This is a genomic window from Hymenobacter gummosus, assembly GCF_003970915.1.
Taxonomy (GTDB): domain Bacteria; phylum Bacteroidota; class Bacteroidia; order Cytophagales; family Hymenobacteraceae; genus Solirubrum; species Solirubrum gummosum.
In genome coordinates this window covers 42112-61014 of record NZ_RXOF01000014.1, presented here as the reverse complement: position 1 = coordinate 61014, position 18903 = coordinate 42112, and the positions used below count along the sequence as shown (strand labels likewise).

Annotated in this window: 13 protein-coding genes; 7 read left to right on the top strand and 6 right to left on the bottom strand. The window is 65.8% G+C overall.

Annotated elements, in window-relative coordinates:
* Positions 1–229: 229 nt before the first annotated feature.
* Entirely contained in the window at positions 230–775 is a 546-nt protein-coding gene (locus EJV47_RS20610; RefSeq protein ID WP_126695098.1) for a lipocalin family protein, read from the bottom strand.
* 177 nt (positions 776–952) lie between these two features.
* Here EJV47_RS20610 and EJV47_RS20605 point away from each other — a divergent pair, with 177 nt between their 5' ends.
* On the top strand, positions 953–1456 hold the full coding sequence (locus EJV47_RS20605) for a cupin domain-containing protein (RefSeq protein WP_126695097.1): 504 nt from the start codon (positions 953–955) through the stop codon (positions 1454–1456).
* A 195-nt stretch (positions 1457–1651) separates the two neighbouring features.
* Here EJV47_RS20605 and EJV47_RS20600 read toward each other — a convergent pair whose 3' ends face one another.
* Entirely contained in the window at positions 1652–3358 is a 1707-nt protein-coding gene (locus EJV47_RS20600; RefSeq protein WP_126695096.1) for a glucose-6-phosphate isomerase, read from the bottom strand.
* Between the two features lie 220 nt (positions 3359–3578).
* Here EJV47_RS20600 and EJV47_RS20595 point away from each other — a divergent pair, with 220 nt between their 5' ends.
* Together EJV47_RS20595 and EJV47_RS20590 are read left to right on the top strand one after the other, a co-directional pair.
* The gene (locus EJV47_RS20595) at positions 3579–5849 is read left to right on the top strand and encodes a WG repeat-containing protein (protein ID WP_126695095.1); all 2271 of its coding nucleotides are present in this window, start codon (positions 3579–3581) and stop codon (positions 5847–5849) included.
* Between the two features lie 35 nt (positions 5850–5884).
* A complete protein-coding gene (locus EJV47_RS20590; protein WP_126695094.1) occupies positions 5885–7507 on the top strand; it encodes a hypothetical protein in 1623 nt (540 codons plus the stop codon).
* A 71-nt stretch (positions 7508–7578) separates the two neighbouring features.
* Here EJV47_RS20590 and EJV47_RS20585 read toward each other — a convergent pair whose 3' ends face one another.
* Both EJV47_RS20585 and EJV47_RS20580 read right to left on the bottom strand, forming a co-directional pair.
* Entirely contained in the window at positions 7579–9546 is a 1968-nt protein-coding gene (locus tag EJV47_RS20585; RefSeq protein ID WP_126695093.1) for a M23 family metallopeptidase, read from the bottom strand.
* Between the two features lie 228 nt (positions 9547–9774).
* Positions 9775–10389: a fumarylacetoacetate hydrolase family protein gene (locus EJV47_RS20580; RefSeq protein WP_126695092.1), complete on the bottom strand. Its 615-nt coding sequence runs from the start codon at positions 10387–10389 to the stop codon at positions 9775–9777.
* A 252-nt stretch (positions 10390–10641) separates the two neighbouring features.
* On the opposite strand from EJV47_RS20580, the gene EJV47_RS20575 reads away from it, so the two are divergent.
* Genes EJV47_RS20575 through EJV47_RS28935 form a run of 3 tightly spaced genes read left to right on the top strand, consistent with a single transcriptional unit; the run spans position 10642 to position 12209 of the window.
* Positions 10642–11433, top strand: coding sequence for a M48 family metallopeptidase (locus EJV47_RS20575; RefSeq protein WP_126695091.1), 792 nt, complete (start codon positions 10642–10644; stop codon positions 11431–11433).
* Positions 11434–11448: 15 nt separating this feature from the next.
* On the top strand, positions 11449–12084 hold the full coding sequence (locus EJV47_RS20570; RefSeq protein ID WP_126695090.1) for a hypothetical protein: 636 nt from the start codon (positions 11449–11451) through the stop codon (positions 12082–12084).
* Positions 12081–12209, top strand: a complete 129-nt coding sequence (locus EJV47_RS28935) for a hypothetical protein (RefSeq protein WP_279389068.1) — start codon at positions 12081–12083, stop codon at positions 12207–12209. Before EJV47_RS20570 ends, EJV47_RS28935 begins: the two co-directional genes overlap by 4 nt.
* 215 nt (positions 12210–12424) lie before the next feature.
* Here EJV47_RS28935 and EJV47_RS20565 read toward each other — a convergent pair whose 3' ends face one another.
* Positions 12425–13123, bottom strand: coding sequence for an alpha/beta fold hydrolase (locus EJV47_RS20565; RefSeq protein ID WP_126695089.1), 699 nt, complete (start codon positions 13121–13123; stop codon positions 12425–12427).
* Positions 13124–13251: 128 nt separating this feature from the next.
* Complete coding sequence (locus EJV47_RS20560) at positions 13252–14634, bottom strand: UDP-N-acetylmuramate--L-alanine ligase (protein ID WP_126695088.1); 1383 nt, start codon at positions 14632–14634, stop codon at positions 13252–13254.
* 424 nt (positions 14635–15058) lie between these two features.
* Between EJV47_RS20560 and dnaB the strand changes: the two genes are divergently transcribed.
* A complete protein-coding gene (dnaB, locus tag EJV47_RS20555) occupies positions 15059–18892 on the top strand; it encodes a replicative DNA helicase (RefSeq protein ID WP_165903852.1) in 3834 nt (1277 codons plus the stop codon).
* The last annotated feature ends 11 nt before the right edge of the window (positions 18893–18903 follow it).

Sequence of the window (18903 nt, the reverse complement as noted above, 5' to 3'; positions counted from 1 at the left end):
CAAAGGTAAACGGTTGGGGCGGATGTGCGACGCGGCTGGACGACTGGCGCCGGTTTAGCCGTCGAAGACGGCGTAACCGGTGCCTAACATCAGGCAGGCTTTCAGCCTGCGGCCGGCGCCCGAACGAGCATGTTAGCTCTATGGAACAACGCGGTACGCAGGTTGAGAACCTGCTTTATTCCAGGCACCGTTTACGCCGTCGAAGACGGCTAAAATGGCGCCAGTTGCGCTACTCCTCCGGCTGCTGGGTATAAATCAGCTTTTCCACCGCGAAGCCGTTCTGGCGGGCCAGTTCGGTGAGGTTCTGGCGGGTGGGGTGGCTCAGCTGCGGCTCCCGGCTCAGAATCCACAGTCCCTTGCGGTCGGGCGTGCCCACCAGGGCGAAACGGTAGTCCTCGTCGAGGGCCAGAATCCAGTAGTCGCCCTCGAAGGGCCACTGAAACTGCACCTTGAGCTTGGCGTTGGTTTTCGCATCGACCACGCGGGCCAGGCCGCGCACGGTTTCGGCCGGCCCGTACACCGAGTCTTTGTGGCAGGTGTTGTGCACCTCAATGCGGCCGTCGGCCAGGGGGCGGTACTCGGCTGTCACGTGGGTGCAGTCCTTCTCGAAGCGCTGGGGGAGGCGGGCTATTTCGTACCAGCGGCCGGCGTAACGGTGCAAATCGACGTGCGGGACGGTTCGCAGCTCGGGGTAGCGCTTGCGGGTGAGGGCGTACACGGCGGCGCCGGTGGCCAGGGTGGCGGCGGCCACCTGCCAGAGAACAGGTTTGCGCATGGGGCAGTCAGGGTGAGGTGCAGGCAGCGTGTACGCAGGGCGGGCAGCGGGCGTTCGGGGCCAGGCTGGCGCCGTACTTTGCCGGGACTTCGTAATTTGCGGTCTTGCCGCGGCGTCCGGCCCCGGCAAAACGGCCAGCGCCGGCCGCGCCTGGTCATTTCACCTCAACGTGCCCGTATGAGCCTCGACTCAACCAAACAGCAGCTTTTCCAGCAGACCGAACAACAACTCCGCGCCCAGGGCTTCGCCGTGGAGCGCCAGGACCAGACGCGCCCCTGGGGTGGCTTTTTCGTCATCGACGAAGGGCAGGCCCAGCAGTTTGCCGACACCTACTTCGACGGCCTGTCGGTGGACGAGCTGCGCATCTCGGGCAAGCTCAGCCCCAAAATCCTCATCGTAGCCCCGGGCCAGCGCCTGTCGTGGCAGTACCACCACCGCCGCGCCGAAATCTGGCGCGTGGTGCAGGGCCCGGTGGGCGTCGTCACCAGCGACACCGACGCCGAGGGCGAGCTGAAGACCTACCAGGTGGGCGAGCAGATTACCCTGCGCCAGGGCGAGCGGCACCGCCTCGTGGGCCTCGACGGCTGGGGCATCCTGGCCGAAATCTGGCAGCACACCGACGCCGCGCAGCCCTCCGACGAGGACGACATCGTGCGCGTGCAGGATGACTTCGGCCGGTAGGGTTTAGTGCCTGATGCGTAGTGCTTGGTGCTTAGAGTAAGGAGCCTGGCAGGATGATTCAAACGATCCTGTCACGTTATTTCAGCCCCGAAAACGACCAAAAAGCCCCGCTGGAATCCATTCCAGCGGGGCTTTGCATTGTGAGCCGAAGTGCCCGGACCTGTGCGCTAAGCACCAAGCGCCAGGCACAAGGCACTAAGATTTCAGCGCGGCGGTGAGCTTACGCACGCCGGCCAGGGCGTCGGCGCCGAGGTGCACGCGCAGGGTGCGGCGGTCGGCGCTGCGCAGGGCTTCCAGGTCGCCCTGGGCCTGGGCGTCCTTCAGCGTGCCGAAGGAATAGGAGCGGCCGGGCAGGGGCAGGTCGGGGTTGTTGTCGGCGGTAAGCTGCAGGAACAGACCGGTGTTCGGCCCGCCCTTGTGGTACTGGCCGGTGCTGTGCAGAAAGCGCGGGCCGTAGCCGAAGGTGGTGGCTGCGTGCAGGCGCTGCTGCAGGGTGGCGCGCAGCTCGGCTATGGCCGCGTTCAGCTCGGGCGTCTCCGTCAGGTAGGCCTGAATGGACACGTAGCTGCCGGGCTCGGCCTGGAAGAACTGCTCGAGCAGTTGCTTGGCGTCGGTGGTGGCCGCGCCGCCGTAGTAGCTCAGGCCGTCGGCTTCCAGGGTTTTGGCTTCCTGGGGCAGGCTGCCTTTCTCGGCTACTTCCTTCATCAGCTTGTCGGTAGCCGTTTTGGCGGCCTGCACGTTGGGCTGGTCGAAGGGGTTGATTTCGAGCACGGCGCTGGCTACGGCCGTGGCCACTTCCCAGCGGAAAAACTCCTGGCCGAGGTCCAGCGCGTCGTGCATCCGGATGCTGATAACCGGGTGGCCGGCCGCCTCCAGCGCCTGCAGTTTCTGCTGATTCTCCTGGTCGGCGTCGCCCGCGTAGCCCACGTACACGAACACGCGGTCCGGGCCGTACAGGCTGATATCCGCCAGCGGCTCGCCGGCCACGGGCAGGATGCCCACGCCGTGCTTGCCGGTGCTTTCGGCAATGAGCTGCTCCAGCCACAGGCCCAGGTCGCTCAGGCCGGCCGGGGTGACGAGCGTGAGCTTGTCGCGGCCCTGCTGGGCCAGCACGCCCAGGGCCACGCCCAGCTCCAGGCCGGGGTTCGATGCCACGGCGCCGTTGGAGCCGTTGGCCTGCATCATGCCCACCGAGCGGCGCAGCAATTCCTCGATGTCGATGCCGTAGAGGGCGGCGGGCACCAGGCCGAAATAGGAGAGAGCCGAGAACCGGCCGCCCACCTCGGTGAAGTTCAGGAATACGCGGCGGTAGCCCAGGCTTTCGGCCGTGGCAATGAACTTGGAGCCGGGGTCGGTAATGGCCACGAAATTCTCGCCGGCCTTATCGCCTTTAAGGGCCTTGAGCCGGTCGTAGAAATAGTCGCCGAAGGCCAGGGGCTCGGCCGTGGTGCCCGATTTGCTGGCCACGATGCACAGGGTGGTTTCCAGCGGCACGGCGCGCTCAATCTGCTGCACGGTGCCGGGGTCGGTAGTGTCGAGCACCAGCATTTCCAGCCCCTCGGCCGATTTGGGGAAGGACTTCTCGAACACAATCGGGGCCATCGACGAGCCGCCCATGCCCATCACGATGACGTGGGTGAAGCCGGCGGCCTTTACTTCCTGCACGAACTGCTCGATTTCGGGCACGCGCTCCTGCATGGTTTCGGCCACGCGCAGCCAGCCCATGTAGGCGCGCAGCTCGGCCTGGGCGGCGGCGTCCTGCACCCACAGGTCGGCCTGCTTCTGCCAGAAGCCGGCGGTGAAGTTCTTGGCGTTGAATTCGGCGAGTTTGGCGTCGACGGCGGCCTGGTAGGGGCCCAGGTGCAGCGCGGCGGCGGGCACGGATTGTTGCGTTTCTCCCATCGGGGTATGAAGCGGGTTGAATTATGAACGAACTGGGGTGCTGCTAACGCCGGGCGCGGGGCACCGTGACGCGGGCAGCGGCGGTAAAAATGCACCGCCTTTCCGAAACCGCCCGGCAGAAAACGCAATTTTACGCCGGCGAAATGCAGCGTTGCTTAATAAAGGGCTGAAAGACACCGCGTAATTTGCCCGCTTCTATCCGGGGCCGATGCCTGCTGCTATGCGCATAAGTTGCGTTGTTTATTTATGGATTTACCTGCTGCTGCCCGGCGCGTTACGGGCGCAGGCGGGCCCTCCCTCCGGCGGCTACCGGCTGCGGGAGGTACGCGTGCTGCGGCCCGTGCCCGAGCCGCCGGGCGGCCTGGTGCCCTACCGCCGCGGTCAGTTCTGGGGCTACGCCGATACCACCGGGCGGCTGGTCATTGCCCCGGTGCTGGACGATAAGCCCGGTTTTTTTCAGCAGGGCTACGCCGAGGTGAGCGGGGAGCTGCCGTACCGGTTTCAGCGCCGGCTCACCCAGGACGGGCTGCACCACACCATCCGGTGGCGCGCCGCGTACCTGAACGCCCGCGGCGAGGTGCTGCTCATTCGGCGCTGGGAGGCCGCCGTGCTCCAGCCCGATGGCAGCTTGGTTTGCCAGCGGCGCCGCCGGGCCGTGGGGCAGCTGGAGCTGCATCCCTGGGAGGAAAAAAGGCCGGGAGCCTTTCCGGCTTTTGCCGACTTCTGGCCCCGCTACCCCCGGCAGCCTAGTCGGTACGCGGATTTCGGGCCGCGCCGGGTGGCGCCCGATACCGTACCGCGGCAGTACTTTCTGCGGCACCGACGTTTCCAGGTGCGGACGATGGGCGCCGGGCGCGTGGCCATTGCCAACCGCGTCATCGGCCACGGCCCGCGGTTCCGCAACGAGGTCGACTCGTTTCGGCGGGCCCTGACGCCCCGCCAGCGCCAGCGCGAAGACCACCCGCTGGCCGTGGGCCGCTGGAACGGGCGCCGGTCTTGGCGCCTTACCCGCTACCGCTTCGCCGAGCTGGAGCCGTTTGCGGGTGGGCTGGCCCCGGCGGCCGTAATAACGGCCTGGGACGAGCACAACGAGCCAACCGAAAAACGCTGGGGCTACCTGGACCAGCGCGGACGCTGGCGCATCCGGCCGCGCTTCGAGGAAGCCAGCGCGTTCCGGCAGGGCCGGGCCGTGGTGAAAACCACGGCCGGCTACGGCATCATTGACCGGCAGGGCCAGTACCAGCTGGCACCCCAGGCCGCCGGGCTCGACGAGCCGGACGAAGCCGGCTTTGTGCGGCAGCGGGCGGCGCAAGCCGGCGTCCGGCTGCTTGCGCCGCCCGCCCGGGCCGCCGGGTTTGCCGATTCGCTCAACGCCCAGGCCGGCGACTTCCGGCAGGGGCGCGTGTGGGTGCAGCGCGGCCCGCGGCAGGGCCTGCTGAACCTGCGCGGCCAGTGGGTGACGCCGCTGGCTTACGAGCTGCTGGTGGCGCCGCGGGGCCTGAATTTCGCCCCGCAGAATCCGGGCGTCGTCTACGGCGACAACCTCGTGCTGCCCCCGCCCGAATCAGATGCCGCCGAATACTTGCTCAACCCTTGGTCGGATGCCTACCCGCTCGTGCATCCCTTGCCCGACACCGCCTACCTGCTGGCCCGCCGCGCGGGGCGCTACGGTTTCGTGGCCCGGCACTCGGGCCGGGAAGTGGTGCCCTGCCGCTACGATTCGGCGACGCTGATGCTCTACCACGGCTTCGGCTGCGCCTACCGCGGCGGCCAGCCCTTCGTGCTGGATCCGCAGGGCCGGGAGCTGGCCGCGGGCCGCTACCGGGGCATCGATTTTCTGACGCCGCGCGGCCGGCTGCTGCACCTGACCCGCACCTCCCCGGATACGGCCTGGGCCCTGCTCGATACCACGGGCCGGCAGCGCACGCCCTGGGTGGCGGGCCAGGGCTACCCCACTCCCGAGGGCTGGCTGCTGAGCCGCCGGGGCCGCACCTGGCAGCTGCTCGACTCCACGGGCCGGGTGGTGCACGCCGCGCCGCGCCCCATCCGCCACGCCGACCTCGACCCGCAGTGGCAACGCATTCAACGCCAGCCGCGCATGGGCCTCTACCAGCGCAAAACTGCCGACCTGTACTGGAGCTTGGTACTCGGGCCGCCACAGCCCGCCGGGCGCACGGCTTTCATGGTGGAAGAGGAGGGCGGGGGCGTACGGCTGCTGGATGCGCGGCTGCGGGAGCTGGCCCGCAGCCCCTACCGCCCCGACGAATCCCGGGGGCACGGCTGGTTTTGGATTGCCCTGCCCGCCGGTACCCGGCAACGGCCCGCCCCGGACTTTCGCCTGCTCGCCCCGTCGGGTGGCCTGCTGCCGGTGTTTGCCGGCGAAAAATGGCTGGAGTACGAGGCTTACCACGAGCTGTATTACCAGCGCGGCCTGCTGCCCACCGACAAGGGCTACCGCACCCGCGGCGGCCGGCGGCTGTGGGAAGACTAAGCCGGCTTTCTTCCAGGTTGATTTCTCTTTGGCCAATGCCCAAGCTGCTACTACTCGTCTGCCTGCTGCTGCCGGTGCTGGCCGCTGCTCAATCGGCCCCACCACCGCGCGGCTACCGGCTGCACCGGGTGCGTCGGCTGAAACCCGTGCCGCTGCCGCCGGGTGGGCTGGTGCCGTATCGGGCCGATAGCGCCTGGGGCCTGGCCGACACCCTGGGCCGTCCCTACGTGCAGGCCTTCACCGATGACCCCGTGCTGCCCCAGCCGGGGCCGTTTCTGATGACGCGGCGGTTTGATTTCGTGCGGCACCGCGACTATGAGGGCGCTATTGAATGGCGTCGCGGCTACGAAGTCTGGCTGAATGCCCGTGGGCAGTATCTGCAGGTGCCCATCGGCCGCGCGGCCTACCGGCAGCCCGATGGCAGCCTGCGTGCCCGGCCTGTCCGGCGACATCTGGCGGAGCCGCAGTACGGCTACGAGCAGTACTTGGCGTCGCGGCCCGATACCGACAGCCTGCGGCAGCAGTGGATGAACTGGCAGCGCAGGACGAAAGCCAAAGGCTCAAAGGTGTACCTGGCGCAATACCTGGGAGCCGGGCTATACGCCGTCGATGGGCCGCTGCCCCGGTGGCGCTACCTTCGCCTCGAAGGCCAGATAAAGCGCCGGAAGCAGCGCCATTCCGCCGTATACCACGAGGTTCGGCTGCCGGCTGCCGTCTTCACCGCCGACGGCCGTCGGCTAACGCCCTACCGGTACCGCTACTTTGGCCCCCTGCGCGAGGGCCGGATCAGCTTTTTCTCCTATCACTGGGTGAAAAACGGCCTAGGGCATCAAGGTTACCTGGACGGCCGGGGCCGCGAAGTGCTGGGGCCGTACCAGGAAGCCAGCAACTTCCGCCGCAACCGGGCCGTCGTCGTCCTGCCTGTGGTAGACCAGCAACCCCGGCGCTACGCCCTGATTGACACAACGGGCTCCTTCGTGCTGGCGCCCCGGCCCGGGACTTTACACCTGCCCGATGAAGCGGGGCTGGTGCAGCACGCCGTGGACCTGCCGGGCCGGAAACGTCGGTGGGAGTACCTGACGCTGCAGGACCAGCCCGCATTTCCGGGGCAGCTTTTCCAGGAAACGCAGGATTTTCGGAACGGCTCGGCGGAAGTGGTCGACAGCACCGGGCAACGGCTGCAGCTATGGCTGGACGGCCGCCAACAAGCCCTGCCTCCCCACGAAACTACCGTGTTTCAGCGGCCCGCTGCCAGCGTAGTAGCTGCCGACAGTGGCCGTTTTCGGCTGGTGTCAGCTGCTGGGCAAGCCGTCACGCCCCGCACCTATGCCTGGGCGCAACTCCTGGCCGACGGCTGGTTTGCCGTCCGGCCCACCCCCGATGCCGCTATCCAGGTACTCACGCCCGCTGGGCAGCCCTGCGGAGTGCCGTTGCCCCCGGGCGTAGTGCCGGATTTCGACTACTACTCCGGGTATGAGCGTGATTTCTACCACCCCGAAGAGCGACACCCGATTCCTTTTGCCGGCGGCTTGCTTAGAGTGCGTTGGGGCCAGCCCGATTCCTACACCCAACTACCGCTCAACGAGGCTTTCATGACTCACAGCGGTTGTATGCTTACCAGCGAGCTACAAGGGAATGCGGCCGAAGCGGCTGAATAAGAAAGCGGGTAGCTTACTTTCCGTTGCCAGAAAACAAGCTGCCCGCTCCGTGTAGTGCTCGAAAACCGCCCCTACAGCTGCAGCTGAATCACTCGCGCGTTGCCGGCCTGGTCGGTGAGACGCAGGGTGGCGGGGCCGCGCAGGGCCGGGCCCAGGGTATCGGTGCGCTCGGTGAAGAGGGTGGAATTCTTGTGCTCAAAGCGCAGCAGCCGGAACCGCCCGCCGATTTCCAGCTCGTAGCTGGCCAGGCCCGCCAGGTTGTCGCTGACTTTGAAGGTGAGCCCGCCGGCGCGGCTGATGAGCCGGGCCGTGGGCGCCAGCGTGTCGGTGAGGATGCGGAACTGCCCGTAGTTGCGGGTGTTGAAGCTCAGCAGCTCCCCGTCCCAGGTGCCGCCGGCCCAGCTGGCCGTGGTGCCCCGGATGAGGTAGGCCGCCGCGTGGGCTTTGTCGGCCACCGGCACGGCGGGCTTGAGCGTGACGCGCATGGCCTGCTGAATGGGCGTGCGCGGGTTCTGGATGGTCCACGTCTTGTCCTTGAAGCCCGTTTGCAGGTAGAGCGTGTCGTAGTTGGTGCGCGGGGCGAAGACCACGTTCAGCAGGTTGTTGGCGAAGAGCTGCTCCGTGCCGGTCGGCACGGCCGCCGTGCGGTCGAAGCGCTGGTCCTGGGCAATGCCCGGGAAGCGCAGAAACTCCGGCAGTCCGGCGCGCAGGTCGAACAAATACACCGTGCGGCTCTGGTCGGTGTAGCTCGGGCGCAGCTGCAGCTGCCGGCCGCCGCGCAGCAGGGTCAGGTTCGGGGCCTGGCGGGCGGTGTCGTCCACGGTCACGCGCAGGATGTTGCGCAGCACGTCGTAGCGCAGGGTGGGCTTCCTGACGGCGGCCGAGCGCGTCTGCCAGTACTCCGGCTGCTCGCCGCGCAGCACCATGCGCAGCGGGGTCACGTTGCCGTAGGCGTCGAACAGGCGCATTTCCACGTCGTAGGTCTTGCCCGCTTCCACCCGCAGCTTGCCCTTCGTGGGGCCGACTTTGTAAATGGACAGCCGGTTGCCGTCGTCCACCCACAGCTTCTCGAAGGTGCGCCGGCTGCTCATCAGATACTCGTAGTCGATGTGCTGGTTGACCTCGCGCGTCTCGTCCGGAAAGCCGATGCCGTTGATGACGTGCGCGTAGAGCGGCTGCCCGTTCACCTGCACCTCCACCCGGTACAGCCCGTTCTTGTTCCAGGCGTTGTCGAACCGGTCGAAGGCTTGCAGCAGCAGCCCCACCGTGCCGTAGGCCGAAATGGTATCGGCCACCGCGAAGCCGGTGCCGGGCGCGCCCACGGGCGTAAACAGCCGCTTCTCGAAGCGCCCCTGCACCCGTCCGTCGATGCTGAGCGGCTCCACGGCCGCGCCCACCACCGTGGGGGCCACGTGGTCCTGAATTTCGGCGAAGCCGCCCCACTGCAAGGGGTTCAGCTGCTGATCCTGGGCGTCGCGCACTTCCCAGTGCAGGTGCGGCCCCGCCGAGCCGCCGGTGTTGCCCGAAAGCGCCACAATGTCGCCGCGCTTCACCGGAAACTGCCCCGGCTCGAAGAACAGCTCCAGCTCGTAGCTGCGCTTCTCGTACTGGCGGCGCAGCAGCTCCTGGGCCACCGGGCCCTTGAAGTGGTTCAGGTGCCCGTACACCGTCGTCAGCCCGTTGGGGTGAGTGATGTAGAGCACGTTGCCGTAGCCGAAGGAGCTTTGCTTGAGGCGCGAGATGTAGCCGTCGGCGGCGGCGTACACCGGCAAATCCACCCGGCCATCGGTCTTGATGTCGAGGCCGCCGTGGAAGTGGTTGGGGCGCAGCTCGCCCATGCTGGCCGCCAGCAGGTTGGGCTTGCCGGGCTTGATGGGAAACAGAAAGTAATCCTTCAGCGCACTGACGGTGGTATCCTGGGCCGCCGCGGGTTGGGCGGCGGCTCGGGGCTTTTCGGTTTTCGTGCCGGGCTCGGAGGAGCAGGAGAGGGGCAGCGCCGGCATGGCCAGCAGCAGCAGCTTGGCAAACAGGTGATTCAACAACACAGGGGCAACAACGAGCTTTGAGCGGCCGCCTTGGGGGTAGCGCCGCAGGAAAGAAAACTAGCTAGACTATAGCTAAGAGGCTAGCTCCCCTCCTCAGATGAGGAGGGGTTGGGGGTGGTTGATTTTGTTCTGGAACGTCAGTTAGCTGTTAGCTTTCTAGCTCTAGTTTTCAACCACCCCCAGCCCCTCCTCATCTGAGGAGGGGAGCTAGCCTCTTAGCTCTTACTTTACGCTCACGTCGAAGAACTGCTCGTCCTCGATGTAGCCCACAAGCTGGTCTCCGACTTTAATTGGGCCCACGCCGCTGGGGGTGCCGGTGAAAATCAGGTCGCCCATCTTCAGGGTGATGAACTGCGAGATGTAGCTGATGATTTTGTTGAAGTCGTGCAGCATCATGGCGGAGTTGCCCTGCTGGCGCACCTCGCCGTTGACTTCCAGGCGGAAATTGATGTTTTTCAGGTCCTCGAACTCCGCCACCGGCTTGAAGGTGGCGCCCAGCGGGGCCGAGCCGTCGAAGCCCTTGGCCAGCTCCCAGGGCAATCCTTTGCTCTTGAGCTTGCTCTGCAAATCGCGCGCGGTCAGGTCCAGGCCCAGGCCGATGGCGTCGTAGTAGGTATGGGCAAACTGCTCCTCGATGTGGCGGCCGTTCTTGCTGATGCGCAGCACCAACTCCACCTCGTGGTGAATGTCCTGGGTGAAATCGGGGTAGAAGAAGGGCTGGTTGCGCTGCAGCAGGGCCGTGTCGGGCTTGGCAAAAATGACGGGCGCGTCGGGCACCTCGTTCTGCAGCTCGGCGATGTGCTCGGCGTAGTTGCGGCCGATGCAAAGTATTTTCATGGGGGCGAAATCAGGCGAAAAAAGCGGGCCGCAGCCCGGGGTAAGCAAAAGTACGGGATTGGGCGGCCCGGCAAAACCCGATTTCCGCCCCGCCGCCTTACGCAGCCGGGTGGGCGGGCGTTAGCGGCAGCACAACATTTTGCCCGCCTCGCGTCGTATAGCAGGCACCCGGCCGGCGCGGCCCGAAACGCGGATTTCGGCCCCCGGAAGCGGCCCGTTCCGTGTTCCACAACCCGACACCCCCTACCGCCCATGTTCAAAAAACTCCTATTGGCCGTTGCCCTCTCGGCCAGCGCTGGCTGCGCTTCGGTGCCGATAACGGGCCGCAACCAGCTCAGCCTCGTCTCCGACCAGGAAATCAACGCCATGGCCGCGCAGGAATACCAAAAGGTGCTGCAAACCAGCCGCGTGGCCAGTGGCGGGGAGCAGGCCGCCATGGTGCGCCGCGTGGGCCAGCGCATTCAGCAGGCCGTCGAAACCTACTTCCGCCAGCAAAACCAGAGCCAGCAGCTCGAAGGCTACCAGTGGGAGTTCAACCTCATTGAGGATGCCCAGCAAAACGCCTGGTGTATGCCCGGCGGCAAGGTGGCCGTGTACACCGGCATTCTACCCATTACGCAGGACGAAAACGGCCTGGCCGTGGTCATGGGCCACGAAATTGCCCACGCCGTGGCCCGCCACAGCAACGAGCGGCTGAGCCAGCAAATGGCCGCGCAGGGCCTGGGCGGGGTGCTGTCGACGGCCGTGGGCCAGAACCCCACCACCACCCAAAACCTCTTCTTGCAGGCCGTGGGCATTGGTTCGCAGGTGGGCCTGCTCAAGTTTAGCCGCAACCAGGAATCGGAAGCCGACCGGCTGGGCCTGGTGTTTATGGCCATGGCCGGCTACAACCCCGACGGGGCCGTGGGCTTCTGGCAGCGCATGGCGGCCAACGACCAGGGCGGCAACATCGAATTCCTCTCCACGCACCCCTCCAGCTCCACGCGCATTGCCGATATTCAGCGCGAGCTGCCCGAGGCGCGCAAATACTACACCGCCCGCTAAGGCGGCCATCTGCCCGTGTTCCGAACCACACCCTTCCGCCTTCTCGCCCCGGCCCTGCTGCTGGCGGCCACCCTGCTGAGCGCCTGCGAAACCAGCCGGCGCACCTCCGAAACCGCCAACCCCGGCGACGGCGTCGAAACCGCCGGGGGCGGGGAGCCCACCCGCCGCAGTGAGCGGATCGACCGGCGCCAGCGCAAGGAAACCGCCGACCTGCGCATCCTCGACTCGCCCAACCACCTGGTGGCCAGCGTAGTTGAGAACAAAGTAGAGTACAAGGTGCCCCGCCAGATTCTGATGCAGCAGTTCAACTGGCAGTTCGACGACGGCACCGTGGTCGACAAGGCGCTGGTGCGGCAGGTGAAGGGCAAGAATCCCAAGGAGAAAGGCCGCTACTACCTGGTGGGCATGGGGCTGCGTAATGGCATGTTTCGGGCCATGGCCCTGCCCCTGGAGCAAAGCACCGAAAACCAGCTGTACCTGAGCACCACCGCCGAGCGGTACGTGCTGGAAGGCCGCGGCTGCCAGATGTGCTACTTCAACTTCGAGGGCGACAAAATCACCGGCACGCTCTGCGACGACAACTCCGGCGGCGGCACCTGCACCATGACAGTGGTCGATAGCAACACCTTCTTCCCCCCGAAAAACCAATGAGCCGCAAGTGGCTGCTGCGCCTGACTCTCACGGCCCTGGCCCTGCTGGTCACCACCGACCGGCGCCGGCGCTCCGCGCCCGCGGTGCCCAAGCCGGCCGACCCGGACGAGAAAGAGGGTAACTAAAAAGCGGCCCGCTTCACCTGAAGCGGGCCGCTTTTTTGCCGCTGGCACCGGTTTAGCCGCCGCAGGTGGCGTAACCGGTGCCCAACATAAAGCAGGTTTTCAACCTGCGTGCAGCGTTGTCGCAGCAAGGCTGCAATACCCGTCTGGGCGCCGCCCGCAGGCTGAAAGCCGGGCGCCGGTTACGCCACCTTCTGTTGACTAAACCGGCGCCAGCTTCAGCCGTTGGCCCCGGCAAATTCCCGAATCCGCAGCGCCAGCGCCGCCAGGTCCACGCGCTCCAGCGGGTGCGGGGTGTTGGGCAACACCTCGAAGGTGGCTTCGGGCAGGTAGGCGGCAAATTGCCGGGAGGCTTCCACGCCGGCCGTGCGGTCCTGCTCGCCCACCAGCACCTGCACCGGAATGCTGAGCTGCGCGAGGTTCAGCTCGTTAAGCACCGGCTGCTCGCCCAGCTCCCGCATCATGGCGGTGGTGGCGTCCACCACGGCGTGCCACTCGGTGGGGGCGTGGGTGCGGCTGAGCTGCTCCACAAACTGCGGAATCTTGGCCTGCATCTTCTCCTTGTCGAGCATGCGCAGCTCCTCGGCCGCCGTTTCCGGCGACCAGTCGAACTTCGTCCCGAGCGTGGTGATGCTGCGGATACGGCCCGGGTCGGTGGCCGCGCTCAGGATGGCCGCATAGCCGCCCATGCTGTAGCCGAACACGTGCACGTGGTCCAACCCCCGCTCGGCCAGGAAGTAGCTGACCTCGGCCGCGAAGTGCGTCATGGTGAAGCGGGCCGCGTCGAGAGGCTGCCCGCCGTGGCCACCAAAGGAAAGCGGGTACACGTCGAAATCGGCGGCGAGGCGCTCGGCCAGGGGCTGCAGCTGCGCGGCCGAGCCCAAGGCGCCGTGCAGCAGGAGAAGAGGGGGTTTCATAGCAGCGCTAATGTAGCGCGAAGCCTGGCTCCGGCGGCTACGAATGTAGCGCGGGCTTCAGCCCGCGTCCGTCCGAACGATATCGTTCAAGCAGACGCGGGCTGAAGCCCGCGCTACAGCAGTCGGAATTAGTTACCCGTCACCTCCGCGGCTAGCTGCCCCAGGTCCAGTCCGTCGAAGGTGCCCGAGGTCATCATCAGCAGGTTGGCGTGGTGCCAGCTTTGCCCGCGCAGGAACTCAGCCAGCTGCCGGCTGTCGGTAAACACGCGCAGGTCGGGGCGGTGAAAGGCTTCGGCCACCTGCATCTCGCTCAGCGGGGGCAGGCGCTTGTGGGCCAGCACCTGCGGGTTGAAGTACACCACGGCCACGTCGGGCGCGTCGAAGGTGCCGGCGTACTGGGGCAGAAACGCGGGGTTCAGGGAGCTGAACGTGTGCAGCTCCAGGCAGGCCACCAAGCGCCGCTCCGGAAACTGCCGCTTCAGGGCCGCCGAAGTGGCTTTCAGCTTGCTGGGCGCGTGCGCAAAGTCCTTGTACACCACCGAAGTAGCACCTTCCTTTACCAGCTCCAGCCGCCGGGCCGCGCCCTTAAACGAGGCAATGGCCTCGTAGAAGTCCTTGCCCTTGATGCCCAGCTGCTTGCACACCTCCCGGGCCGCCGAGATGTTGCGCAGGTTATGCTCGCCGAATACCTGCACGGGCACCAGCTCGTCCTTCTTGGTGACGAGGAAGGTCTTGCCGTTTTTGATGACGTTTTCGTGCGGACCGTAGCCCACGTACTTCACGTCCGGGTTGGAGGGCACGCTCACCAGCTGGGCCTGCTCGTCGTCCTGGTCGAAGATGAGCACGCCGGCCTTGGGCGTCATGCGGGCGAAAATGGCAAACTGCTCCCGGTAGATTTCCTCGGTCGGGAACACGTTGATATGGTCCCAGCTGATGCCCGAAATAACCCCGATGTGGTGCTGGTAGAGGTGAAACTTGGGCCGCCGGTCCACCGGCGACGACAAATACTCGTCGCCCTCGATGACGATGATGGGCGCGTCGTCGGAAAGCTGCACCATCAGGTCGAAGCCTTCGAGCTGGGCGCCCACGGCGTAGTCGAAGCGGCGGCCGTGGTAGCGCAGCACGTGCAGAATCAGCGAGGTAATGCTGGTTTTGCCGTGCGAGCCGCCGATGACGATGCGCTGCTTGTCCTTCGAGGCCTCGTAGATAAACTCGGGAAACGAGAAGATGCGCAGGCCCAGCTCCTGGGCGCGGTGCAGCTCGGGGTTGTCGGGGCGGGCGTGCATGCCCACGATGACCGCGTCGAGGTCCGGCGTGATGCGGGCGGCATCCCAGCCCATGTGTTCGGGCAGCAGGCCGGCCGCGGCCAGACGGGTGCGGGCCGGGTCGAAGATTTCATCGTCGGAGCCGCTGACGTGCACGCCCTGCCGGTGCAGGGCCAGGGCCAGGTTGTGCATGATGCTGCCGCCCACCGCAATGAGGTGGACGCGCCGGTACGTGGGGTGAGCCATGCGGGGCAGTCGGGGGGTACGCTAAAAGGTGCGCCGGCCGCGGGGCCGGGCCAGCCGTATACAGCCGAGTGGCAAAGATAGACCACAGACAGGAACGGATAATTTGACCGCGTAAAACGGATTCGCTCAGACGTGGCGGGAGCAACGGACGGCCAAGCGCGCCGCTGTCATCTGACTTCCTCCGGGCCGCCCGAACGAATCCGTTCCATCCGCTCAGTTCATCCGTCTGCATCTGTGGTCAGGGAATGTAGCGAAAACTACGTCCGCAATCAACGCCAATAAATCAGCGGCTCAGCCGTATTTTTGGAGCCCCTTGCCGTATTTTCGGGGCGAGGAGGAGAAGCCGCACACGCCGATGGAAGACAGCAATAGCCGCGTTAAACGACAAGCCGTCAGGGCTTTTCAAGCATACAACCGGCCGGCCATGCCCGCCGCCCCCACCGGCAAGCTGCCCCCGCAGGCCCTCGACCTGGAGGCCGCCGTGCTCGGGGCGCTGATGCTGGAAAAGGACGCGCTGACCAGCGTCATCGATATTCTCAAGCCCAAAAGCTTCTACAAGGAAGCCCACCAGCAGATTTTTCAGGCCATCCTGAGCCTGTTCGACAAAACCGAGCCCATCGACATCCTGACGGTGACCCAGGAGCTACGCGCCATGGGCACCCTCGAAATGGCCGGCGGTCCGCAGTACGTGGCCCAGCTGACCTACCGCATTCAGTCGGCGGCCAACATCGAGACGCACGCGCGCATCATCACCGAGCACGCCATCAAGCGCGAGCTGATTGCCATTGCCTCCAACGTGCACCGCGACGCCTACGAGGACACGATGGACGTGTTCAATCTGCTCGACCAGACCGAGCAGGCCCTGTTCGAGGTGTCGGAGTCGAACCTGCGTAAGAACTTCGACGACATGCGCAGCCTGATGGGCAAGGCCATCAAGGAGCTGGAAGAAAAGAGCAAGCAGACCGGCGGCCTCACCGGCGTCACGTCGGGTATGGTGGCCCTGGACCGCGTCACCTCGGGCTGGCAAAAGTCTGACTTGGTGATTATTGCGGCGCGCCCGGCTATGGGCAAGTGCCTGGGCAAAGGCACCAAGGTGCTGATGTACGACGGCACGCTGCGCAATGTGGAGGATGTGCGCGAAGGTGAGCTGCTGATGGGCGACGACTCGACGCCGCGCCGGGTGCTGGGCATTGCGCGCGGCCGGGAGCGGATGTACTGGGTGCGCCAAAATCACGCCGAGGATTACCGCGTCAACGAAAGCCACATCCTCTCGCTTAAGCGCAGCCGCAACGAAGGCCCGCACCGCCACGGTGAGGTGCTCAACATCACCGTGCGCGAGTGGCTGCAGAAGTCCGACAAGTTCCGCTCGAACTACAAAGGCTACAAGGTGCCGGTGGAGTTTACCGCTCAGGACGTACCACTCGACCCGTATTTTCTCGGCCTCTGGCTGGGTGATGGTAGCAGCCTGAACTGCCGCATCACCTCGCAGGACCAGGAAATCGTGGACTATTTGCACGAGTATGCCGCCGAGTTGGATATGCAGGTGACGGTAGGCGTGGTTGAAAACCGCTGCAATTCCTACGGCATCACGCGCGGTCGGCAGGGCGGAAGCTTAGAACAGTACTCGGTGCAGGATGAACTGCGGCAGCTGGGTGTGCTCGGCGACAAGCACATTCCGCAAGTATACCTCATCAACTCTACCGAGAACCGGCTGCGCCTGCTGGCCGGGCTGATTGACTCGGACGGACACCTGAACCCCGCTTCCAACGGCTACGAAATAACCCAGAAAAACCACCGTCTGGCCCGGCAGATTAAGTTCCTGGCCGATTCGCTGGGCTTCCGCACCTCGATTAAGAAGAAGCGGGCCGTCATCAGCAGCCGGGGCTACGAGAGCGAGGTGTATCGGGTGCGCTTCAACGGTGGCGACCTGGGCCATATTCCAGTGCGGCTGGCTCGCAAGAAGCCGCTGCCATGGAAGAGCACTCACAATTGGCGCATGACCGGTATTTCGGTGGAGTTTGACCAGGAAGACGACTACTACGGCTTCGAAATCGACGGTAACCGGCTGTTCCTGCTGCAGGATATGACGGTGACCCACAACACCGCTTTCGTGCTGTCGTGCATGCGCAACGCGGCGGTGATGGACAAGAAAGCGGTGGCCTTCTTCTCGCTGGAAATGTCCTCGATTCAGCTCGTGAACCGTCTGATTTCGGCCGAGGCCGAGCTGGATTCCGAGAAAATCAAGAAGGGCAACCTGGCCGACTACGAGTGGCAGCAACTCAACCACAAGATTGCCACCCTCTCGAATGCGCCCATCTTCATCGACGATACGCCCGGCCTGAGCATCCGCGAGCTGCGCACCAAGGCCCGCCGTCTGAAGTCGCACCACGACATTCAGATGATTATCATCGACTACCTGCAGCTGATGACCGGCAACGGGGACGGCAAGCCGGGCGGCAACCGCGAACAGGAAATTGCCTCGATTTCGCGGGCCCTGAAAGGCATTGCCAAGGAGCTGAACATTCCGGTCATTGCCCTTTCGCAGCTGTCCCGCTCGGTGGAAACCCGCGGCGGGGACAAGCGCCCGCAGCTCAGCGACTTGCGCGAGTGCGTGACCGGCGACACGCTGGTATGGCTCAGCGACGGCCGCCGCGTACCTATTGCCGGGCTGGTGGGCCAGCAACCGGAGGTGTGGGCGCTGGATGGGCTGCGGCGTCCCTACGCCGCCACGGCCGACATGGTGTGGCCGGTAGGGCGCAAGCCCGTGTTCCGGGTGCGGCTGGCTAGCGGCCGGCAAATCACGGCCACCGCCGAGCACCGCCTGTTGGGCTACCACGGGTGGGTGACGGTGGTTGATTTGGCGGCGGGCAGCCGGCTGGCCACCGTGCGTACGGTGCCGCAACCAGCCCTGACGGAAGCGTTGAGCGAAGCCCGGATTGGGCTGCTGGCGCAGCTCATCGGCGACGGCAGCTACCTGAGCGGGCAGCCGCTACGCTTTACTACCGCGTCGGAAGCCAGCAGCGCGTTTATGACGGCGGCGGCCCAGACGGAATTTGGCTGCGTGGTGAACCGGCACGCGGGGCGCGGCAATTGGCATCAGCTGGTGTTCAGCGGCAACGGGACGCGCTGGCAGCCGCTGGGGCTGAACAAGTGGCTGCGGGAGCTGGGCGTGTTCAATCAACGCTCCCACGAGAAGCGGGTGCCCGAGGTCATCTTCCAGCTGCCCAACGAGCAGGTGGCGTTGTTTCTGCGGCACCTGTGGGCCACAGATGGCTCGTTGTGGGTGCCCAAGATGCCCGGCCGGAGCCCCCGGATCTTTTTCGCTACCAACAGCCTTGGACTGGCCGGCGACGTGGTGGCGCTGCTCAGCCGCTTCGGGCTGGTGGCGCGGCGCCGCGTGGTGCAGCAGGGGGCACACCGGCCCATGTACACCGTGGACGTATCCGGCAGTGAGCAGCAGCGCCGGTTTCTGGAACAGGTGGGTGCCTTCGGCGATAAGCAAGCCGCCGCGGAAGCCGTGCGGGCCTACCTGACGGGTGTCGCGGCCAATCCCAACGTGGACACGCTGCCCATAGAAGCCTTTGAGGAGGTGCGGCGGGTGATGCGGGCCCAGGGCGTTTCGCAGCGGCAGATGGCGGCCTTGCGCGGCACGGCTTACGGCGGCACGGCGCACTTCAAGTTTGCCCCGAGCCGGGAGGTGCTGGCCAGCTACGCCGAATGCCTGCACGACGAGCAACTGGCTCGCATGGCGCAGGACGAGCTGTTCTGGGATACGGTGGTCGACGTGGAGCCGGCTGGCGAGGAAGAGGTGTTCGACCTTACTGTGCCCGGCCCGCACAACTGGCTGGCCAACGAGGGCATCGTAAGCCATAACTCGGGCTCCATCGAGCAGGACGCGGACATGGTGATGTTCCTTTACCGCCCTGAATACTACGGCATCACGGAGGACGAAATGGGCAACCCGACCCAGGGCGTGGGCGAGGTTATCATTGCCAAGCACCGTAACGGCGGCCTCGACAACATTCCGCTCAAATTCATCGGCCGCTTCACCAAGTTTGCCGACCTCGACGGCGCCGCCGGCGGTTTCGCGCCCGAGGCCAGCTACAACACCGGCCAGCTACCCGCCAGCACCTTCGACGAGCCCGACCCCGGCTTCGCCCCGAACACCATCCGGCTGGGCTCGCGCATGAACGACTCGGGCGGCGCGCCGCAGCCCTTCCCCAAGAGCAACTTCGCCAACGAGGACCCGCCGTTCTAAGGGCGGGATTC